At 71.9% G+C, this 17,808-nt stretch carries 17 protein-coding genes; 10 read left to right on the forward strand and 7 right to left on the reverse strand.

The genetic code is table 11. The features are described 5' to 3' along the window. Positions 1-104 precede the first annotated feature (104 nt). Positions 105-521: a VOC family protein gene (locus tag ACZ60B_RS01810; RefSeq protein WP_469383330.1), complete on the reverse strand. Its 417-nt coding sequence runs from the start codon at positions 519-521 to the stop codon at positions 105-107. A 181-nt stretch (positions 522-702) separates the two neighbouring features. On the opposite strand from ACZ60B_RS01810, the gene ACZ60B_RS01815 reads away from it, so the two are divergent. Further along, the gene (locus tag ACZ60B_RS01815; protein ID WP_469383331.1) at positions 703-1,095 is read left to right on the forward strand and encodes a hypothetical protein; all 393 of its coding nucleotides are present in this window, start codon (positions 703-705) and stop codon (positions 1,093-1,095) included. Beyond that, positions 1,092-3,560 carry a DUF4132 domain-containing protein gene (locus ACZ60B_RS01820; protein WP_469383332.1) on the forward strand — a complete coding sequence of 823 codons (2,469 nt, stop codon included), beginning with the start codon at positions 1,092-1,094 and terminating at the stop codon, positions 3,558-3,560. Before ACZ60B_RS01815 ends, ACZ60B_RS01820 begins: the two co-directional genes overlap by 4 nt. 61 nt (positions 3,561-3,621) lie before the next feature. Here ACZ60B_RS01820 and ACZ60B_RS01825 read toward each other — a convergent pair whose 3' ends face one another. The 5 genes from ACZ60B_RS01825 to ACZ60B_RS01845 form a co-directional block, all read right to left on the reverse strand. Further along, the gene (locus ACZ60B_RS01825) at positions 3,622-4,383 is read right to left on the reverse strand and encodes a succinate dehydrogenase iron-sulfur subunit (protein ID WP_469383333.1); all 762 of its coding nucleotides are present in this window, start codon (positions 4,381-4,383) and stop codon (positions 3,622-3,624) included. After that, complete coding sequence (gene sdhA / locus ACZ60B_RS01830) at positions 4,383-6,137, reverse strand: succinate dehydrogenase flavoprotein subunit (RefSeq protein ID WP_469383334.1); 1,755 nt, start codon at positions 6,135-6,137, stop codon at positions 4,383-4,385. The genes ACZ60B_RS01825 and sdhA overlap by 1 nt, the downstream gene beginning before the upstream one ends. A 22-nt stretch (positions 6,138-6,159) precedes the next feature. Further along, a complete protein-coding gene (locus ACZ60B_RS01835; RefSeq protein ID WP_152893480.1) occupies positions 6,160-6,642 on the reverse strand; it encodes a succinate dehydrogenase hydrophobic membrane anchor subunit in 483 nt (160 codons plus the stop codon). A gap of 5 nt (positions 6,643-6,647) precedes the next feature. After that, complete coding sequence (gene sdhC, locus ACZ60B_RS01840) at positions 6,648-7,028, reverse strand: succinate dehydrogenase, cytochrome b556 subunit (RefSeq protein ID WP_392609515.1); 381 nt, start codon at positions 7,026-7,028, stop codon at positions 6,648-6,650. A 201-nt stretch (positions 7,029-7,229) separates the two neighbouring features. Further along, complete coding sequence (locus ACZ60B_RS01845; RefSeq protein ID WP_469383335.1) at positions 7,230-7,832, reverse strand: 2-oxo-4-hydroxy-4-carboxy-5-ureidoimidazoline decarboxylase; 603 nt, start codon at positions 7,830-7,832, stop codon at positions 7,230-7,232. Positions 7,833-8,078: 246 nt separating this feature from the next. Between ACZ60B_RS01845 and ACZ60B_RS01850 the strand changes: the two genes are divergently transcribed. The 7 genes from ACZ60B_RS01850 to ACZ60B_RS01880 all read left to right on the forward strand — a co-directional run bounded on the left by ACZ60B_RS01850 (position 8,079) and on the right by ACZ60B_RS01880 (position 14,565). After that, complete coding sequence (locus tag ACZ60B_RS01850; RefSeq protein WP_469383550.1) at positions 8,079-9,650, forward strand: beta-N-acetylhexosaminidase; 1,572 nt, start codon at positions 8,079-8,081, stop codon at positions 9,648-9,650. A gap of 273 nt (positions 9,651-9,923) precedes the next feature. Then, complete coding sequence (locus tag ACZ60B_RS01855; protein ID WP_469383336.1) at positions 9,924-10,523, forward strand: hypothetical protein; 600 nt, start codon at positions 9,924-9,926, stop codon at positions 10,521-10,523. Between the two features lie 129 nt (positions 10,524-10,652). Further along, a complete protein-coding gene (locus ACZ60B_RS01860; protein WP_469383337.1) occupies positions 10,653-11,084 on the forward strand; it encodes a hypothetical protein in 432 nt (143 codons plus the stop codon). A gap of 175 nt (positions 11,085-11,259) precedes the next feature. After that, positions 11,260-11,892, forward strand: coding sequence for an RNA polymerase sigma factor (locus tag ACZ60B_RS01865; RefSeq protein ID WP_469383338.1), 633 nt, complete (start codon positions 11,260-11,262; stop codon positions 11,890-11,892). 172 nt (positions 11,893-12,064) lie between these two features. Further along, positions 12,065-12,295: a hypothetical protein gene (locus ACZ60B_RS01870; protein ID WP_469383339.1), complete on the forward strand. Its 231-nt coding sequence runs from the start codon at positions 12,065-12,067 to the stop codon at positions 12,293-12,295. Between the two features lie 444 nt (positions 12,296-12,739). Further along, positions 12,740-13,402 carry an RNA polymerase sigma factor gene (locus ACZ60B_RS01875; protein WP_469383340.1) on the forward strand — a complete coding sequence of 221 codons (663 nt, stop codon included), beginning with the start codon at positions 12,740-12,742 and terminating at the stop codon, positions 13,400-13,402. Further along, positions 13,402-14,565 (forward strand): hypothetical protein, encoded by a 1,164-nt coding sequence (locus ACZ60B_RS01880; protein ID WP_469383341.1) that lies wholly within the window; start codon positions 13,402-13,404, stop codon positions 14,563-14,565. Before ACZ60B_RS01875 ends, ACZ60B_RS01880 begins: the two co-directional genes overlap by 1 nt. A 251-nt stretch (positions 14,566-14,816) precedes the next feature. Here the strand turns inward: ACZ60B_RS01880 and ACZ60B_RS01885 are convergent, their stop codons facing one another. Then, complete coding sequence (locus tag ACZ60B_RS01885; RefSeq protein WP_469383551.1) at positions 14,817-15,611, reverse strand: L,D-transpeptidase family protein; 795 nt, start codon at positions 15,609-15,611, stop codon at positions 14,817-14,819. Between the two features lie 338 nt (positions 15,612-15,949). Here ACZ60B_RS01885 and ACZ60B_RS01890 point away from each other — a divergent pair, with 338 nt between their 5' ends. Further along, the gene (locus tag ACZ60B_RS01890; RefSeq protein ID WP_469383342.1) at positions 15,950-17,530 is read left to right on the forward strand and encodes an acyl-CoA mutase large subunit family protein; all 1,581 of its coding nucleotides are present in this window, start codon (positions 15,950-15,952) and stop codon (positions 17,528-17,530) included. The last annotated feature ends 278 nt before the right edge of the window (positions 17,531-17,808 follow it).

Raw genomic sequence — 17,808 nt, forward strand, 5'->3', positions numbered from 1 at the left:
TCATTGAACACGTCTTCTTGAACACGTTCAAAACGCTGTCGAGGACGAATGTAGACCTCTTTTTGAACATGTTCAAGCTGGGTCCGGGGGATCTGTCGACCCGTCTACCGCGGTGCCCTGCGGGCCAGTTCGGGGCGTTTGGTGTAGTCGGTCAGGCCGATGACGTTGCCCCAGGGATCCGCGAACTCGACGGTCCAGCCGGTGGCGGTGGAGAAGGGCTCCTCCAGGGGGGTGATGCCGGCGGCGGCCAGCGAACGGGCGGCCGAGCGGGCGTCCGGCACCTCCAGCCACAGCCGTGGCGACGCCCAGGGCGGCGGCCGGTGGTCCAGCGCCTCGTCCAGCCGCAGCAGTACGCCCGGGGTCTCCTTGCCCACCTTCAGCAGCGCGATCCCGGCGTCGTCGAGCCGGAAGGCGGCCGGGAGCCCGGCGCGCCCGTAGAAGCTCACGGCCTCGCCGAGATCCCCGACGGGCAGCAGCACGTTGTCGAGTCCGAGAAGTTCGTATGACACGTCGTCTGACATCCCGTCAGGTTAGGGGCGGGCCGGATGCGGTGCGGAAGGGCTGACCGCGGGCCGAACATGTGATCACCCGTTGAGGTGAAGCACCTCCCGCTCCCGCCCCACGCGCCCCGGACGGCCGGGGCGGGCCCGCGGATCCGGGCCCGGCGGACGATTGTCAGTGGGGGCTCGTACTGTCCTCGGCATGGGAATGGTGACGTTCGTCGACGAGACGACCAGCGGGGACCGGGGCGCGGGCTGGGGGATCGAGATCGCCGAGGAGCGGCTCGCGTTGCGCGAGCTGATCCGGCGGCGGGTCTTCCAGGAGGTCGCCGAGCACAACGCGCGGATGCCGGGGGTGTTCCAGGGGCTCGTGCAGCCCGAGGACACCGAGCGGGTGCTGAACGGGTACGCGCTGCGCACGCCCCGCCGGATAGACCCGGAGGCGCAGACCGCGCTGGCGCTCAGGGCCTTCGCGGGCAACGGCTTCCTGGTACTCGTGGGAGACCGTCAGGTGACCGACCTCGACGAGGAGATCGACCTGGTCCTGGGCACCGAGGTCACCTTCCTCAAGCTCGTCGCGCTGGTGGGGGGATGACGATGAGAGGCACCGGGAGCTGGTTGCAGCGGATCCGCCGACAGGCGGACGAGGACAACATGGGCAGGCTCGCCGACGACGCCCTCAAGGCCGCCGCGGCCAACGACGGATACTGGGGCGGCGGGTGGTCCGAGATCCTCGATGTGCTGCGCGCCCTGTCCGTCGAGCAGCGGACCCGGCTGGCCGACGCGCTGGTGGAGCGCCACCACTCGGTCGGCGAGGACTCGGTCGTCCGGGGCAACGCGCTGACCCTGCTCGCCGTCGTGTCCAGGGACCTGCCCGGCGACCGGCTCGCCGAGGAGCGGCTGAGGCAGCTCGAAGAACTCGGCAGGAAGCACACCTTCTGGTACGAGTCGCGGCTGGACGAACTGGTCGAGGCCGAGCTGGCGGCCGGACGCCGGCCGTCTCCCGCCGTCGTCGCGGTGGTCCGCCGCACCGCCATGGACGCCTACCGTGTCACACCCCTGGGCAACCTGGTGAAGAGATTCCCGGAGCCCCCTGTCCTCAACGTCGGCGAGGCATGGGCCGAGCAGGCCATGAAGGACGCCTCCGGACCCGACTGGCAGGCGCTGCTGGCCCACCTCATGACCGCCACCGCCTCCAAGCCCTCCGCCAAGTGGGACAAGCAGGCGCAGGCCCTGATCGAGGCCCTCGGCGCCGAACGCGTCCGCGTCGCCGCGCTGTCCTGGGTCGCGCTCGTCGGCCGCCCCCGGACCTTCCCGCTGGACGCCCCGGCCTACGGCGCGAGCCTGAACGACGCCTACGACCCCTACAACGCCGACGCCCTGCGCGGCCTCGCCTGGCTGGTCTCCCTCCTGCCGCCCCATCCGGACAGCGCCCGGGCCCTCGGCGCGCTCGTCGAGACCTCCCTGAAGAAGGTCGCCGGAGTCGGCCCGCGCAACCCGAAGGTCGCCAACGCCGGTGTGATCGCGCTGTCCCGGGTCGAGAGCGAGTCCGCCCTCGCCGAACTGGCCCGGCTGGCCACCCGGGTGACGTACAAGGCCACGGCGAAGCTCGTCGACGGCGCCCTGGAGGCGCGGGCCGCCGCCCTCGGGCTCAGCCGCGAGGAGATCGAGGAACTCGCCGTCCCGGCCTATGGGCTCGACGAGGTGGGGCACACCCTGCGCGTCCTCGGCGAGACCATCGCCCTCGTCGACGTCCGGGGCGCCCGCGCCGTGCTGAGCTGGCGCAACGCCACCGGCAAGGCCGTCAAGAGCGTGCCCGCCGCCGTGCGGCGCGACCACGCCGAGGAGCTGAAGGAGCTCAAGGCGGCCGTCAAGGACATCGACAAGATGCTCTCGGCGCAGGCCGAGCGCCTGGACCGGCAGCTCCTCGCCCGGCGCACCTGGGCGTACGGCACCTGGCGCGAGCGCTACCTCGACCACCCGCTCGTCGGCACCCTGGCCCGCCGGCTGCTGTGGACCGTCGACGGCACACCGGTCGGCTTCGCGGACGGCGAGCTGCGAACCCTCACCGACGATCCGGTCACGGGCGGCGCGGAGGTCGCCCTGTGGCACCCGGTCGGCCAGGAGCCGGCCGAGGTCGTCGCCTGGCGGGACTGGCTGGAGCGGCACGGGATCACCCAGCCCTTCAAACAGGCCCACCGCGAGGTGTACCTGCTCACCGACGCCGAGCGCGCGACGGGCACCTACTCCAACCGCTTCGCCGCCCACTACGTGCGCCAGCACCAGTTCCACTCCCTGGCCGCGATCAGGGGCTGGCGCAACAAGCTCCGCCTCTGCGTCGACGACGAGGCGCCCCCGGCCAGCCGGGAGCTGCCCCGGTGGGGACTGCGCGCCGAGTACTGGATCGAGGGCGACGGCCAGTACGGCGACGACACCACCGAGTCCGGCAGCTATCTGCGGCTGCGCACCGACCAGGTGCGCTTCTACCCGATCGACGCCCCCGAGAACTCGGCGCACTGCTGCGGCGGCGAGTACCGCATGTGGCTGGGCCCCGACGACGACCCGGTCGAGCCCCTGCCGCTCACCGAGATCCCCCCGCTCGTCCTGTCCGAAGTGCTGCGCGACGTCGATCTGTTCGTGGGCGTGGCGAGCGTCGGCAACGACCCGACCTGGCAGGACGGCGGCCCCGGCGGCCGCTTCCAGGAGTACTGGACGTCGTACGGCTTCGGCGATCTGACGGAGACCGCGCAGACCCGCCGCGCGCTCCTCGAACGGCTGATCCCCCGCCTGGCGATAGCCGACCGCTGCACCCTGGAGGGGCGCTTCCTGCACGTGAAGGGCGAGCGCCACACGTACAAGATCCATCTGGGCTCGGGGAACATCCTGATGAGCCCGAACGACCAGTACCTGTGCATCGTCCCGAAGTCCGCCGCGACAAGCCCCCAGACCGGCTATCTGCCCTTCGAGGGCGACCGGATGCTGGCGGTGATCCTCAGCAAGGCGATGCTGCTGGCGGACGATCTGGCGATCACCGATCCCACCATCCTCAGCCAGCTCTGAGAAACGCCCCGGGGCCCTGTCTCCGCAGTGGAGACAGGGCCCCGGGGTCCGGACGAGGAGATCAGAAGCGCCGGGTGATCAGCGCCCGCTTCACTTCCTGGATCGCCTTGGTGACCTCGATACCGCGCGGGCAGGCGTCCGTGCAGTTGAAGGTCGTACGGCAGCGCCACACGCCGTCGCGGTCGTTGAGGATCTCCAGCCGCTGCTCGCCGGCCTCGTCACGCGAGTCGAAGATGAAGCGGTGGGCGTTGACGATGGCCGCCGGACCGAAGTACTGGCCGTCGTTCCAGAAGACCGGGCACGACGACGTGCAGGCCGCGCACAGGATGCACTTCGTGGTGTCGTCGAAGCGCTCGCGGTCCTCGGCCGTCTGAAGACGCTCGCGGGTCGGCTCGTTCGTGTCCTTCGTGATGAGGAAGGGCATGACGTCCCGGTACGCCTGGAAGAACGGCTCCATGTCGACGACCAGGTCCTTGAGGACCGTCAGGCCCTTGATGGGCTCGACCGTGATCGGCTTCTCGGGGTTGAGGTCCTTGATCAGCGTCTTGCAGGCAAGGCGGTTCTTGCCGTTGATCCGCATGGCGTCCGAGCCGCAGATGCCGTGGGCGCAGGAGCGGCGGAAGGTGAGGGTGCCGTCGACGTCCCACTTGATCTTGTGGAGGCCGTCGAGGACCCGCTCCTTGGGGTCGATCTCCAGCTGGAAGTCTTCCCAGGTCGCCTCGGCCGAGATCTCCGGGTTGAAGCGGCGGATCCGGAAGGTGACCGTGATGTAGGGGGAGGCGGCGGACTCCGCCTCGACCTTGTCCAGAACGGGGGTTGCCATCAGTACTTACGCTCCATCGGCTGGTAGCGGGTCTGGACGACCGGCTTGTAGTCGAGACGGATCGACTCGGAGCCGTCGTCGCCCACCTCGCGGTACGCCATGGTGTGGCGCATGAAGTTGACGTCGTCGCGGTTCGGGTAGTCCTCGCGGTAGTGACCACCGCGGGACTCCTTGCGGGCCAGCGCGGAGACGGCCATGACCTCGGCCAGGTCGAGCAGGTTGCCCAGCTCGACCGCCTCCAGCAGGTCGGTGTTGAACCGCTTGCCCTTGTCCTGGATCGACACGTTCCGGTAGCGCTCGCGCAGCTCGGCGATCTTCTCGACCGCCGTCTTGATCGTCTGCTCGGTGCGGAACACCATGACGTTCGCGTCCATGGTCTCCTGGAGCTCGCGGCGCAGCGTCGCCACCCGCTCGGTGCCCGTGGAGGTGCGCAGGCGCTCGATCTGCGCGACGACCTGGGACTCCGGGTTCTCCGGGAGCTCGACGAAGTCGGCCTTCTGGCTGTACTCCGCCGCCGCGATGCCCGCCCTGCGGCCGAACACGTTGATGTCCAGCAGGGAGTTCGTGCCGAGGCGGTTCGCGCCGTGCACCGAGACGCAGGCGACCTCGCCGGCCGCGTACAGGCCCGGGACGACCGTGGTGTTGTCCGACAGGACCTCACCCTCGACGTTGGTCGGGATGCCGCCCATGGCGTAGTGCGCGGTGGGCTGGATCGGGATCGGGTCCGTGTAGGGCTCGATGCCGAGGTAGGTGCGCGCGAACTCCGTGATGTCCGGGAGCTTGGCGTCGAGCTGCTCCGGCGGGAGGTGGGTGAGGTCGAGGTAGACGTGGTCGCCCTCGGGACCGCAGCCGCGGCCCTCACGGATCTCCGTGTAGATGGAGCGCGAGACGACGTCACGGGACGCGAGGTCCTTCATGACCGGCGCGTACTTCTCCATGAAGCGCTCGCCGTCCTTGTTGCGCAGGATGCCGCCCTCACCGCGGGCGCCCTCCGTCAGCAGGATGCCCATGCGCCAGATGCCGGTCGGGTGGAACTGGAAGAACTCCATGTCCTCCAGCGGCAGACCGCGGCGGTAGACGGCCGCCTGGCCGTCACCGGTCAGGGTGTGCGCGTTGGAGGTCACCTTGAAGAACTTGCCGGTGCCGCCGGACGCGTAGATCACGGCCTTCGCCTGGAAGACATGGATCTCGCCGGTGGCCAGCTCGTACGCGACCACACCGGCGGACTTCTTGACGCCGTCGACCTCGGTGATCAGCTGGTCGAGGACGTAGAACTCGTTGAAGAACTCCACGCCCTCCTTCACGCAGTTCTGGTACAGCGTCTGGAGGATCATGTGGCCGGTGCGGTCGGCCGCGTAGCAGGACCGGCGGACCGGGGCCTCGCCGTGGTTGCGGCTGTGACCGCCGAAGCGGCGCTGGTCGATGGTGCCGTCCGGGGTCCGGTTGAACGGCAGGCCCATCTTCTCCAGGTCGAGGACGGAGTCGATGGCCTCCTTCGCCAGGATCTCGGCGGCGTCCTGGTCGACCAGGTAGTCACCGCCCTTGACCGTGTCGAAGGTGTGCCACTCCCAGTTGTCCTCCTCCACGTTGGCGAGCGCGGCGGCCATGCCGCCCTGCGCGGCGCCCGTGTGGGAGCGGGTGGGGTAGAGCTTGGTCAGCACGGCGGTGCGGCTGCGCTTCGTCGACTCGATGGCGGCGCGCATGCCGGCGCCGCCGGCGCCGACGATGACGGTGTCGTACTTGTGGATCTTCATGGTGGTTGCCTCAGCCCCGTGCCTAGCGGATGTTCGGGTCGAAGGTGAAGATCACCAGCGTGCCCAGCAGGATGGTGAACACCGTGGCGGTGTAGAGCAGGCCCTTGAGCCACAGCCGGGTGTTCGCGCGCTCCGCGTAGTCGTTGATGACCGTGCGCAGGCCGTTGGCGCCGTGGAGCATGGCGAGCCACAGCATCAGCAGGTCCCAGACCTGCCAGAACGGCGAGGCCCAGCGGCCGGCCACGAAGGCGAAGCCGATCTTGGAGACGCCGCCGTCCAGCACGAGCTGGATCAGCAGGTGGCCCAGGACCAGGACGACCAGCACGATGCCGGACAGGCGCATGAACAGCCAGCCGTACATCTCGAAGTTGCCCCGCGTGGACTTCGGGGTCTTCTTGGTGCGAGCGCGCGGGGCCTCGATGAGGGGCGCCGGGTTGTCGACGTCGAAGAGGGGAGCGCCCTCGACGGGGCCGATCCCGGAAGCGGTGGTTTCAGCAGTGGACATCGACGTCAGCTCCCGAACAGTTCACGAGCGGCGTGGCCGAGGACGGGGTAGATCGCCCCGATCATCAGCACGACCCAGATGCCGACGACGGACCAGAGCATCTGCTTCTGGTAGCGCGGGCCCTTCGACCAGAAGTCGACGGCGATGACGCGCAGGCCGTTGAGCGCGTGGAAGAGGATGGCGGCGACGAGGCCATACTCCAGCAGCCCGACGATCGGGGTCTTGTACGTGGCTACGACCTTGTCGTAGGCCTCGGGGGAGACACGAACGAGAGCGGTGTCCAGCACGTGAACGAACAGGAAGAAGAAGATGAGGACGCCGGTGACTCGATGAGCCACCCAGGACCACATTCCTTCCCGGCCGCGGTACAGCGTTCCAGCCGGCACGGAAGAACCCTCCGGGAGCGGGGACTAGGGCCTGCCGGCTTCGGTGTCGGTCGGGCCCGGCCGGGTACGGTCCACCGGCCCCCAGCATCGTAGCGACGTGTGCGCGTGGCGCTTACACGGGGCCTGCCGGTGTGATCAAACTGGCACGCAAAGGGGCACGTACGGGCTATTGGCAGGCGTGCCGTGGCGAGGGATCATGTCCTATTCGCCGGATGTGACACTGTTTGAGCCGAGCGCGGGATTCCTCGCGCTCCGGAGGCGGGCGGCCAGCCTTCCCTTGGCCAGGTTCCGCAGTTCCTCCGCCGTGACCACCCGTTCTTCCTCGGGATCGTTTGTCAATCGTGATCGGATGCCTTCGAGTACGCGGTCGGGGGTTTCGTCCCGGGGCACCTCGTCCAGACAGATGACGAACACATGTCCGAAGCGCGCCTCGTAGGCCGCGTGGGCCGCGTTCAGGGCAGTATGGGCTGCCGAGTACGTTCCGTACGGCAGGGTCGGCAGGGCCTCGCTCGCCAGTGCCTCCGCGAGATCCCCCGGGGTCAGGTCGTACGCCGCCTCGTCGCAGGCCGCCAGGAGCGACTCCAGGTCGGGATAGGGGCGGTGGTCGGCGACGCGCCTGGCCCAGCGCGGGCTGCGCAGGCAGCCCAGGAGCAGTCGGCGGGCGTCGTCGGCGGGCGCGGTGTTGAACCCCTCCAGCGGTTGCTGGGGCGGCGGGGTGCGGGACTGTTCCGGGACGGTGGGTATGGCCACTCGGCCGGAGCGGTGAGGAATGCGGTGCGCAGGCAGCGTGGGTCCTCGCGTCACGTGTGTGTCGGCAGGGGATGCTGTGAGAGTTGTGACGACACCGTATCGAGAGTGGTCGGGTTCATGTCCGTCGGATGTCCGGTTTTCACCCGGACGGGAGAGTTTCGGAACGTGTGGTGGACAGCCTCGGCGCGCCGGTGGCCGTAGGTTGGCGGAGTGAGTCAGCACAGGCGCCGGGCGCCGCAGAAAGGCGTGGGTCAGCGCAGGCGCCGGGCGCCGCAGAAGAGGGCGGGCCGGCGGGCGCTGTTGGTCGGGGCCGCGGTCGCCGCGTTCGGCGCCGGGCTCGGACTCTGGGCCTTCGGTGACGACGGGGACTCCGTGAACCGGGACTCCGGAGCCGCCTCCTCGGCCGGACAGGCCGCCGGCACCAGCCCTTCGCCCGCCGAGACCTACCCCCTGTCCAAGGCCCCGCAGACCATCCCCGCCGTGCGCGCCCACACCCCGGCGCGCGGCCCCGGCTGGCAGCCGCGGTCCGGCTACCGCGTGGTGGTCAGCGACGCCGAGCTGGCCGACGAGGGGCGGCTGATCGCCGGGGAGCTGGGGCTGAGGTACGGGGGCGAGAAGGACGACGTGCGCGCCGGGGACGTCCGGCTGGCGCTGAACGACGACGAGGGCGCGGACCCGGAGTCGTACGCCATGACCGTGCGCGGCGGCCGGGTGACCATCAGCGGGCCCGCCGAAGCGGGTGTCTTCTACGGCACCCGCACCCTCAAGCAGGAGGTGCACGGCGGCGGCACGGCCCCGGAGGGCGTCGTGCACGACGAGCCGGCCAAGCCGCTGCGCGGGTTCATGCTGGACATCGCGCGCAAGCACTTCACCGCGGCCTGGATCGAGGACCGGGTGCGCGAGCTGGGCGACCTCAAGTACAACGAGCTCGGGCTGCACTTCTCCGACGACCAGGGCTTCCGGATCGAGTCGGCGACCCACCCGGAGATCGTGTCCGCCCAGCACCTGACGAAGGCGGAGGTCGGGCGGATCGTCGCGCTCGCGCGGAGCCGGCACATCACGGTCGTCCCGGAGATCGACTCGCCCGGCCACCTGGGCGCCGCCATCGCCGCCCACCCCGACCTCCAGCTGCGCAACGCGCAGGGCGTGGCCACCCGCGGCGCGATCGACATCGCGAAGGACGACTCCGCCGGCCTCGTCGACGACCTGCTCGGCGAGTACGCCGGCCTGTTCCCCGGCGGTCAGTGGCACCTCGGCGGCGACGAGTACCAGGCGCTGACGGCGGCGGACCCGGAGGCCGCCTATCCGCAGCTGGCCACCGCGGCCAGGGCGAAGTACGGCTCCTCCGGCACCGTCGCCGACCTCACCACCGGCTGGCTCGACGACCGCGCCGACACCGTCCGCGCCCACGGCCGCACGATGCGGGTCTGGAACGACGGCTTCTTCCGCCACGCGTCCGTACAGCCCGCCAAGGACCTCCAGGTCGCCTACTGGACCGGCAAGGAGATCGGCGCCCGGCCGCCGGAGGACTACCTGGGCGCGGGCCGCAAGGTGCTCAACTACAACGACGAGTTCCTCTACTACGTGCTCGGCGAGCCGAACACCTTCGTCTATCCGACGGGCAAGCGGATCTACGAGCAGTGGGACCCGCGCGTCCTGCGCAAGACGGCGGCCGTGCCGGCGAAGTACGACGACCAGATCCTCGGCGGTTCCTTCGCGGTCTGGTGCGACCTCGCGAACTCCCAGACCCAGGACCAGGTCGCGTCAGGTGTCCGGATGCCGCTGCGGGCGACCGTCCAGAAACTGTGGGACCCGGGCAAACCCGCTCTGACCTGGCCGCAGTTCACCGCGCTGGCGGCCCGGCTGGGATGAGCCCGGGGGTGCGGGCGTCCGGGCCCCGGTCGGTGCTCGCCGCCTCGGAGGCCGGTGGCTTCGGCGGCCTCCACGGGTCCAGTGATTCTCAGTGATCTTCAAGTGACCCCTTGTGTTCCTGTGGCTCCTGTGGTCCCTTTGGCTGAAAACCCCCCTGCTTTCGCTGCTCGACCGGATCGACGGGCCGACCCCTGTGACACACCGGGGTGGTCGCACGCAGTAAGGGGACATGCGGGCTCCGTAAGGAATGGCGCCCCGACAAGGGAGATGTGAATGAGCCTGGTGGACCTCATCGGTCAGGCCGACGACCGTGGGCTGACCGCGAGCGGGCTGGCTTGTTTGGATCGGTGTGTGCCGCTGCTGGGCGGTGACGACGAGGTTCTGCGGCCGCTGTGGGGCAGCCTGACGGACCGTTCCGGCGGCGACTGGGGCGAGTCGCTGGAGCAGGTGCGCGGCAAGCTCGCGGCGCCGGAGGAGTCCGAGGAGAACGCGGCCGCTCTCCTCGCCCACCGGATGCTGGCCGCCGCCCCGGCCGGGCGGACCACCGCCGAGATGCGGGAGTGGGCGGACGCCTGCTCGGTGGCCTCGCTGCGGATCCACGGGATCCTCGACCCGGCCGAGGACACCTCCCCGGCCGACGCCCTCGACCGCATCCGCGCGGGCGAGACGCCCGCCGAGGGCCGCCCGGCGGGCGTGCCGCCGCTCGTCGCCGCCGAACTGCGCCGCCAGATCAGCGTCCTGGAACTGCTCGCCGAGCACGGCGCGGGCGGACTGCGCCCGGCGCTGGACGTGTGCACGGAGGGGCGGCGGGTGCTGCGCGCGGTGGTGTCGCGGCGGGCCCGCGGCGCGCAGGGAGCCAGGGCTCGTTCCTGAGCGCGTCCTGAGCGCGTCCTGAGCGCGTCCTGTGTGCGTTGTGCGGGGAAGGTGGGGCGGTCCTGCGCCGGTTGCCCGATCGCCTCGGAAACGGGTGACGAAAACGCCGCTGACCTCGCTCTTCTCGATGTGACGAGCTATCTGACGAGCCAGCTGACGACGGACGCCGCACCGCGGGGGACCAGGCCCCACGCCGCGAACCGGCCGGTGCGGTGGGCGGCGGACGTGGTGAGCGCCATGCGCGAGGGCGCGCGGCTGCGCCTCGACTACGGGGCGCCGAGCCTGTGGCGGGTCGACCGGATGATCGAGGAGATCGGGCGCGAGGGCACCCCGTACGCCGCGGTGGAGGGGGTGCTGCGGGGCTTCGGCGCGTACGCGGGCGAGGTGATCGTCCGGCAGACCGGCGCGGAGTGGTGGGCGTCGGGCGGCGAGTACCGGATCCGCACCCCGGACGGCCGGCTGTGGGACCCGATCGACGAGGCCCGCCGGTGTTTCACGGGCCAGGGTTCGCTGCGGCTGCTGTGCCAGGACGCGACGGCGGCACGCGGCGCGGGCGGGTGAGCGGCTGACGGGTGCGCGGGCGGGGCCGTCCCGGCGCTCGGGCCGCCCGTCCGGCGCGCTGTGACACTTCCGCCAGGACAGACGCAGATGCCCGTGGAGCCACTCCACGCGGCGGCTCCGGCAGGCGAGGCGGCCGTGGACCGCGGCCACGGACTCGGCATGGACGAGGACTGTCTTGGGCCAGGGAGGCGAACCCCGGCGCGCGCAGGCGTACGACGGGGAGTTGGGCGCGGCGGTCGCGCTGGCCCAGCAGGGAGACGAGAGCGCGTTCGCGGCGGCGTACCGGATCGTGCAGCCGGGGCTGCTCGGGTATCTGCGCGGGCTGGTCGGTGACGACGCCGAGGACGTGGCCGCCGACGCGTGGCTGGAGATCGCCCGTGACCTCGGGAGGTTCGCGGGGGACGGGGCGGGGTTCCGCGGCTGGACCGCGACCATCGCCCGGCACCGGGCGCTCGACCATCTGCGGCGCCGCCGGGTACGGCCCGTGGCGGCGGCCCTCGAACCGGACGTACTGGACCTGCCGGGCCCTCACAACACTGACGACCAGGCCCTGGAGTCCCTCTCCACCGAGCGCGCCCTCGCCCTCATCCGCGCCCTGCCGCCCGACCAGGCCGAGGCCGTGCTGCTGCGGGTCGTGGTGGGTCTCGACGGTCCGGCCGCTGCCCGGATCCTCGGCAAGCGCCCCGGCGCGGTCCGTACCGCCGCGCACCGGGGCCTGCGCCGGATCGCCCGTGAACTGGGCGTGGACGGCGCGCAGTCCGCGGGTGTGACGGATGACGGGCCCCGGACGCTGGGGGAGTCGACATGAGGGCGCCCTGCGGCCGCCCCGCGAAGACCCGGACGAGCACGGGGACGGCGGCGCGGGGACGGATCCGCGCGGCGGTGCGAGGACGGATCCGCGAGGGGGCGCGGGGACGGGTCCGCGGGGCGCGTGGCGGCCCCGTGCGGCGCGACGGCGGAACGACCGGTGAGGGGACGGAATGAGCCATGTGGGGACGGGCGTCGGCACGGGCGGCGCTCCGGGGGACGAGGCGCTGTCCGGCCGGGCCGCCCGCCTGACGGAAGTGCTCGCCGTCGTGCTGCGCGAGGAGGAGACCGACGCCGAGTCCGAGAAGCGCGCCGTCGCCGCCTTCCTCGCCGTACGCGACCTGACCGCGCCGCCGAGGCGGACCCGGCGCCGGGACGACTGGCGGCCACGGCCGCTGCGCTGAGCAGACACCGCCTCGAAGGCGCGCGGTCCTGGACGATCACGGCCCTGAGCAGTCACTGTCCCGGGCAATCGCTTTCCGCGCGCGGGGCGACTCGCGGGCCTCGGATCTGCCGCCAAGGCAACGGCCGGGGCCGCCACCCCCCACAGGAGAGGCCCCGGCCGTCGCGCGGCACGGGCCGCGCGGCGGCCCGTATTTCCTACAGCGCCAAGAGTGCGTTTTCTGTCACACCCGCAGAGTCACGAGTTAGTTGCATGTTCTACCGACGTGGACGAGCAGCGGTTTCACGCCGTAACGTGCCTTTCGCGCCGTACTGCTGACAGCGGCGGACTGCCTGACCACCACGGGGCCTGTGACCGTAACCATCGACGGCCATCGATCGAGCAACCACGACGGCGAGAGCACGGCCCGCGAGAGCGGTGTCGGCCGAGGCGCAAAAGGGGCGCGGTGCTGGGGGACGACGCGGAGCTGACGGCCGCGGTGCTTGCTGCGCAGGACGGGGACGAGACCGCGTTCCGGACTGTGTACCGCACGGTGCACCCGCGGCTGCTCGGATACGTACGGACACTGGTCGGTGACCTCGACGCCGAGGACGTCGCCTCCGAGGCGTGGCTGCAGATCGCCCGCGACCTGGAGCGGTTCACCGGCGACGCGGACCGCTTCCGCGGCTGGGCCGCGCGGATAGCGCGCAACCGGGCCCTGGACCACATACGGATGCGCGGACGGCGCCCCGCGACAGGCGGCGACGAGACCGAACTGACCGCGAAGCCCGCCGCGTCCGACACCGCGGGCGAGGCCATGGAGGCCCTGGCCACCGGTCGCGCCTTCTCCCTCATCGCCCGGCTGCCGCAGGACCAGGCCGAGGCGGTCGTCCTGCGGGTGGTCGTGGGCCTCGACGCCAAGAGCGCCGCCGAGACGCTGGGCAAGCGGCCGGGGGCCGTCCGCACGGCCGCGCACCGCGGTCTGAAGCGGCTCGCCGAACTCCTCGGCTCCGATCCGGAATCGGCCGGCGGGCTCGACGCCCTGCCGTCCCAGCGAGAACCGCGCGCCCGCGCGGTGACGTCCGCCGGTGTGACGCATCCACGCGCGCGGACGCAGAAGGACATGTGATGGCCGACGAGCAGTACAGGTGGCTGGACCGCGAAGCGGCGGAGCGCTTGCTGCGCGGGGAGCAGCCGGCCCCCGCTGTCGACGCCACGGCCCGGGACCGGGCCGGACAGCTCGCCGAGGCTCTCGGCGCCCTGACCACGGCGGCAACCGCGCCGGACAGCACCGAACTTCCCGGGGAGGCCGCCGCGGTGGCCGCCTTCCGGGCCGCGCGCGGCGCCCGTGGGGCCGAGCGGCCGGCCGTCGGCCGCCGCGGTCGCCCCGTCGCGGCTCGCTCCGCCGACGCCGGACTCGTCCGTCTCGGCCGCGCGGCTCCGACCGCCGGCCGGTTCCGCTGGGGCCGCCCGGTCCGCCTGGGTCTGTCCGCCGCGCTGGCCGCCGGAATGGTCGGCGGGGTCGCCGTGGCGGCCGGAACCGGAGTCCTGCCCGCGCCGTTCGGCGGTGTCGAACCCGGCCCGGCGGCCTCCGTCTCGGCCGCCGCGAGCCCCGACGGCCCGCCCGTACCGCCCGTGCCGGGCGACATCATGGGCGGCACCAGCGGAGTGGCGACCCCCGACGACCGTACGAGCGCCTCGCCCGGCGGCCGCAAGAACCGGGGCACCGACGACGCCACCGAGAGCGGCGGCCGGGACGACCGGGCCGCCGCCGGCTCCGGTTCCGGCTCCGCGTGGAGCGGGGTCGCCGCGGCCTGCCGGGACATGCGCGCCGGCCGGGACCCGGGCGACGAGCGCAGACGCGCCCTGGAGAAGGTCGCGGGCGGTTCCCCGCGTGTGTGGAAGTACTGCAAGGTGCTGCTCGGCGACTCCCTGAACTCCGGTCAGGACGGCAACGCCGAGGGAGGTCCGGGCTCCCAGGACGACTCGGACGGAACGGCCCGCGACGGCAGCGGCGAGCAGGGCGACAAGGGTGACAAGGACAGCCGGGGCGAGCAGGGCGACGACCGGGGCGCGGTCCGCGGCGGCGGCGACGGCCCGCGCGACGGTGCCCTCGGCCTGCTGACGCCGTCCCTGTCCCAGACCCTCGCCCGCGGCTCGTGGAAGAGCCCGAAGAGCCCGCAGAACCTGAAGAACGCGAAGGGCCCGCAGAACCCGAAGAGCGCGAAGCACGCCGGGAACGCCGGCTGCCCGCGCGCCTTCTCGCGGCCCCGGGCGCACCTCACCGTCTGAGCCCGCCCTCTTCACCGTTCCCGGAACAGCCCGCTGACCTGCGATTTTACTCCGTGCTCAAGTTTTTCGGCAACAGGTGTGACATTTTCGGCGGCCCTGACGCAGTGATAAGTGAGCCGACTGGTCATCGGCCGTCGCACGGAGCCGGGGTTCCCCCCGTACCTACGGCACGTGCACCTGGCGCGGGCGGGACACGTTCCCCCGGTCCCGCCCGCGCCCCAAATCCTCTCCCTCTCCCGCGCCCGGCGTCGTCACCAGTACACGACGACCTTGTCGCCACTTCTCACCTGCGCGAACAGCCGGGCGATCGCCGCCTCGTCGCGCACGTTCACACAGCCGTGCGAAGCACCGGCGTAGCCGCGGGCGGCGAAGTCGTAGGAGTAGTGCACCGCTTGTCCGCCGCTGAAGAACATGGCGTACGGCATCGGGGAGTCGTAGAGCGTCGACACATGGTGGCGGGACTTCCAGTAGACGCGGAACACGCCTTCCCGGGTGGGGGTGTACTGGGAGCCGAACCGGACCGACATGGTCGAGACGGTCCGGCCGTCGATCATCCAGCGCAGGGTGCGGCTCGACTTGCTCACGCACAGCACCCGGCCGGTCAGACAGCGCGGGTCGGGCGCGGCGGCCGGCTGCCCGCCCATCAGGTAGAGCTCCCACCGGCCGGGTTCGTGGGTCATGTCCCGCAGCCGCCGCCAGGTGACGGTGTCCACCCGGCCGGTCCGCGGCAGGCCGCGCTTGCCCTGGAAGCCGCGGACCGCCTCCTCGGTGAGATCGTCGTACGTACCCGTCGGTCCGTCGAAGAGCCAGGCGACCTGGCGCAGCCGCGCCTGGAGTTCGCGGACGGCCGGTCCGCTGTCCCCGCGCTCCCAGAGCACCGCGGGGGCGGCGGAGGGCGTGCCGGATCCCGGGCCCGGCCGGCTGCCGGAGCCGGCGGGCGCAGGGGAGGCGCCCGGCGTGCCGGTGGCTTCGCCGGGGCCCGCCGTGCCGGTGACGCTGATGTGGACGGGGGAGCGGTGCTTGCCGTCCCCGTCGGCGGGCTGCATCGTGCAGCCGCACACCGTCGCCAGCGCGGTCAGGGCCGCGGCGGCTACCACGACGGACCTGGTGGCCCCGGCGGACCGGGCGGTTCCGGCGGTCCCGGTGGTGCGGTCGGTCCCGGCCGACCCGGCGGCGAAACGTCTCTTCCGGTCCGTGGCGCCGCGTCCGCCCATGGTCCTCGAGCTCCCCGAGCTCCTCATGCCCGTACTACGCATCACGGCCCCCCGTCGTCTCACTGGCCCCCCGCGCCGCCCGCCCCGCGCGGCGCGCGGAGTGCGCACGGTGTCACCGGAGATGCTCCCCGCGGATGACGGCGCGCGAACGGCACGGCATGGTGGATTCCATGGCACGTGACTCGGAGTCCGGACTGCCCATCGAACCCGTCTACGGCCCGGAGGCGGTGACGGGCTGGGATCCCGCGCGGCAGCTGGGCGATCCGGGGTCGTACCCCTACACCCGTGGCGTCTACCCGTCGATGTACACCGGCCGTCCGTGGACGATGCGCCAGTACGCGGGGTTCGGCACGGCGACCGAGTCCAACGCCCGCTACAAGCAGCTCATCGCGAACGGTACGACGGGACTGTCGGTGGCGTTCGACCTGCCCACCCAGATGGGCCACGACTCCGACGCGCCGATCGCGCACGGCGAGGTCGGCAAGGTGGGCGTGGCCATCGACTCGGTGGACGACATGCGGGTGCTGTTCGACGGGATCCCGCTGGACACGGTGTCGACGTCGATGACCATCAACGCGCCCGCGGCCATGCTGCTGCTCCTGTACGAACTGGTCGCGGAGGAACAGGGCGTCGGCGCGGACCGGCTGACCGGCACGATCCAGAACGACGTGCTGAAGGAGTACATCGCGCGCGGGACGTACATCTTCCCGCCGAAGCCGTCGCTGCGGCTGACCGCGGACATCTTCGCGTACTGCCGGGCCGCGATCCCGAAGTGGAACACGATCTCGATCTCCGGCTACCACATGGCCGAGGCGGGCGCGTCGCCCGCGCAGGAGATCGCGTTCACCCTCGCGGACGGCATCGAGTACGTCCGTACGGCACTCGCGGCCGGCATGGACGTCGACGACTTCGCGCCCCGGCTCTCCTTCTTCTTCGTGGCCCGTACGACGCTCCTGGAGGAGGTGGCGAAGTTCCGCGCGGCCCGCCGGGTCTGGGCCCGGGTCATGCGGGAGGAGTTCGGCGCGAAGGACCCCAGGTCGCTGACGCTGCGCTTCCACACCCAGACCGCCGGGGTGCAGCTGACGGCCCAGCAGCCCGAGGTGAACCTGGTCCGGGTCGCGGTCCAGGGCCTGGCGGCCGTGCTGGGCGGCACCCAGTCCCTGCACACGAACTCCTTCGACGAGGCGATCGCGCTGCCCACGGACAAGAGCGCGCGCCTCGCCCTGCGCACCCAGCAGGTGCTGGCCCACGAGACGGACGTGACCGCGACGGTGGACCCGTTCGCGGGGTCGTACGCCGTCGAGCGGATGACGGACGACCTGGAGGGGGCGGTGCTGGAGCTGATGCGGAAGGTCGAGGAGCTCGGCGGAGCGGTCGCGGCGATCGAGCACGGCTTCCAGAAGGGCGAGATCGAGCGCAACGCGTACCGGATCGCGCAGGAGACGGACGCGGGTGAACGCGTGGTGGTCGGCGTCAACCGCTTCCGGCTCGACGAGGAGGAGCCGTACGAGCCGCTGCGCGTCGACCCGGCCATCGAGGCCCGGCAGGCCGAACGCCTCGCCCGGCTCCGTGCCGAGCGCGACCGGGGCGCGGTCGACACCGCCCTGGCCGCCCTGAAGAAGGCCGCCGCGGGCACGGACAACGTCCTGTACCCGATGAAGGACGCCCTGCGCGCCCGCGCGACGGTCGGCGAGGTCTGCAACGCCCTGCGCGACATCTGGGGCACGTACGTACCGTCGGACACCTTCTGAGCCGGGCGATTCCCTCGTACGGGCGATCGAGGGCGGAACCCGCACGGCCCCGGCCACGCTCGGGGAAAGTCCCCCTGAAAAGATCGAACTGGTCCGACGACCTCGGCCCCGAGGCCGAGTGCTGCGCCGAGGCCGGAGTCCCCGTCTACCTCGTCGTCGACCGCAGGCACGACGAGGTCCTGCCGCACCAGGATCCGGTCGACGGCAAGTACCCGGCACCCGAGCGCTTCCAGCGAGGTCGGAGCGTCCCGGTGCCCGCCTCCGTCGGGCTCGTACCG

It is taken from the genome of Streptomyces sp. NPDC104096, assembly GCF_055584385.1.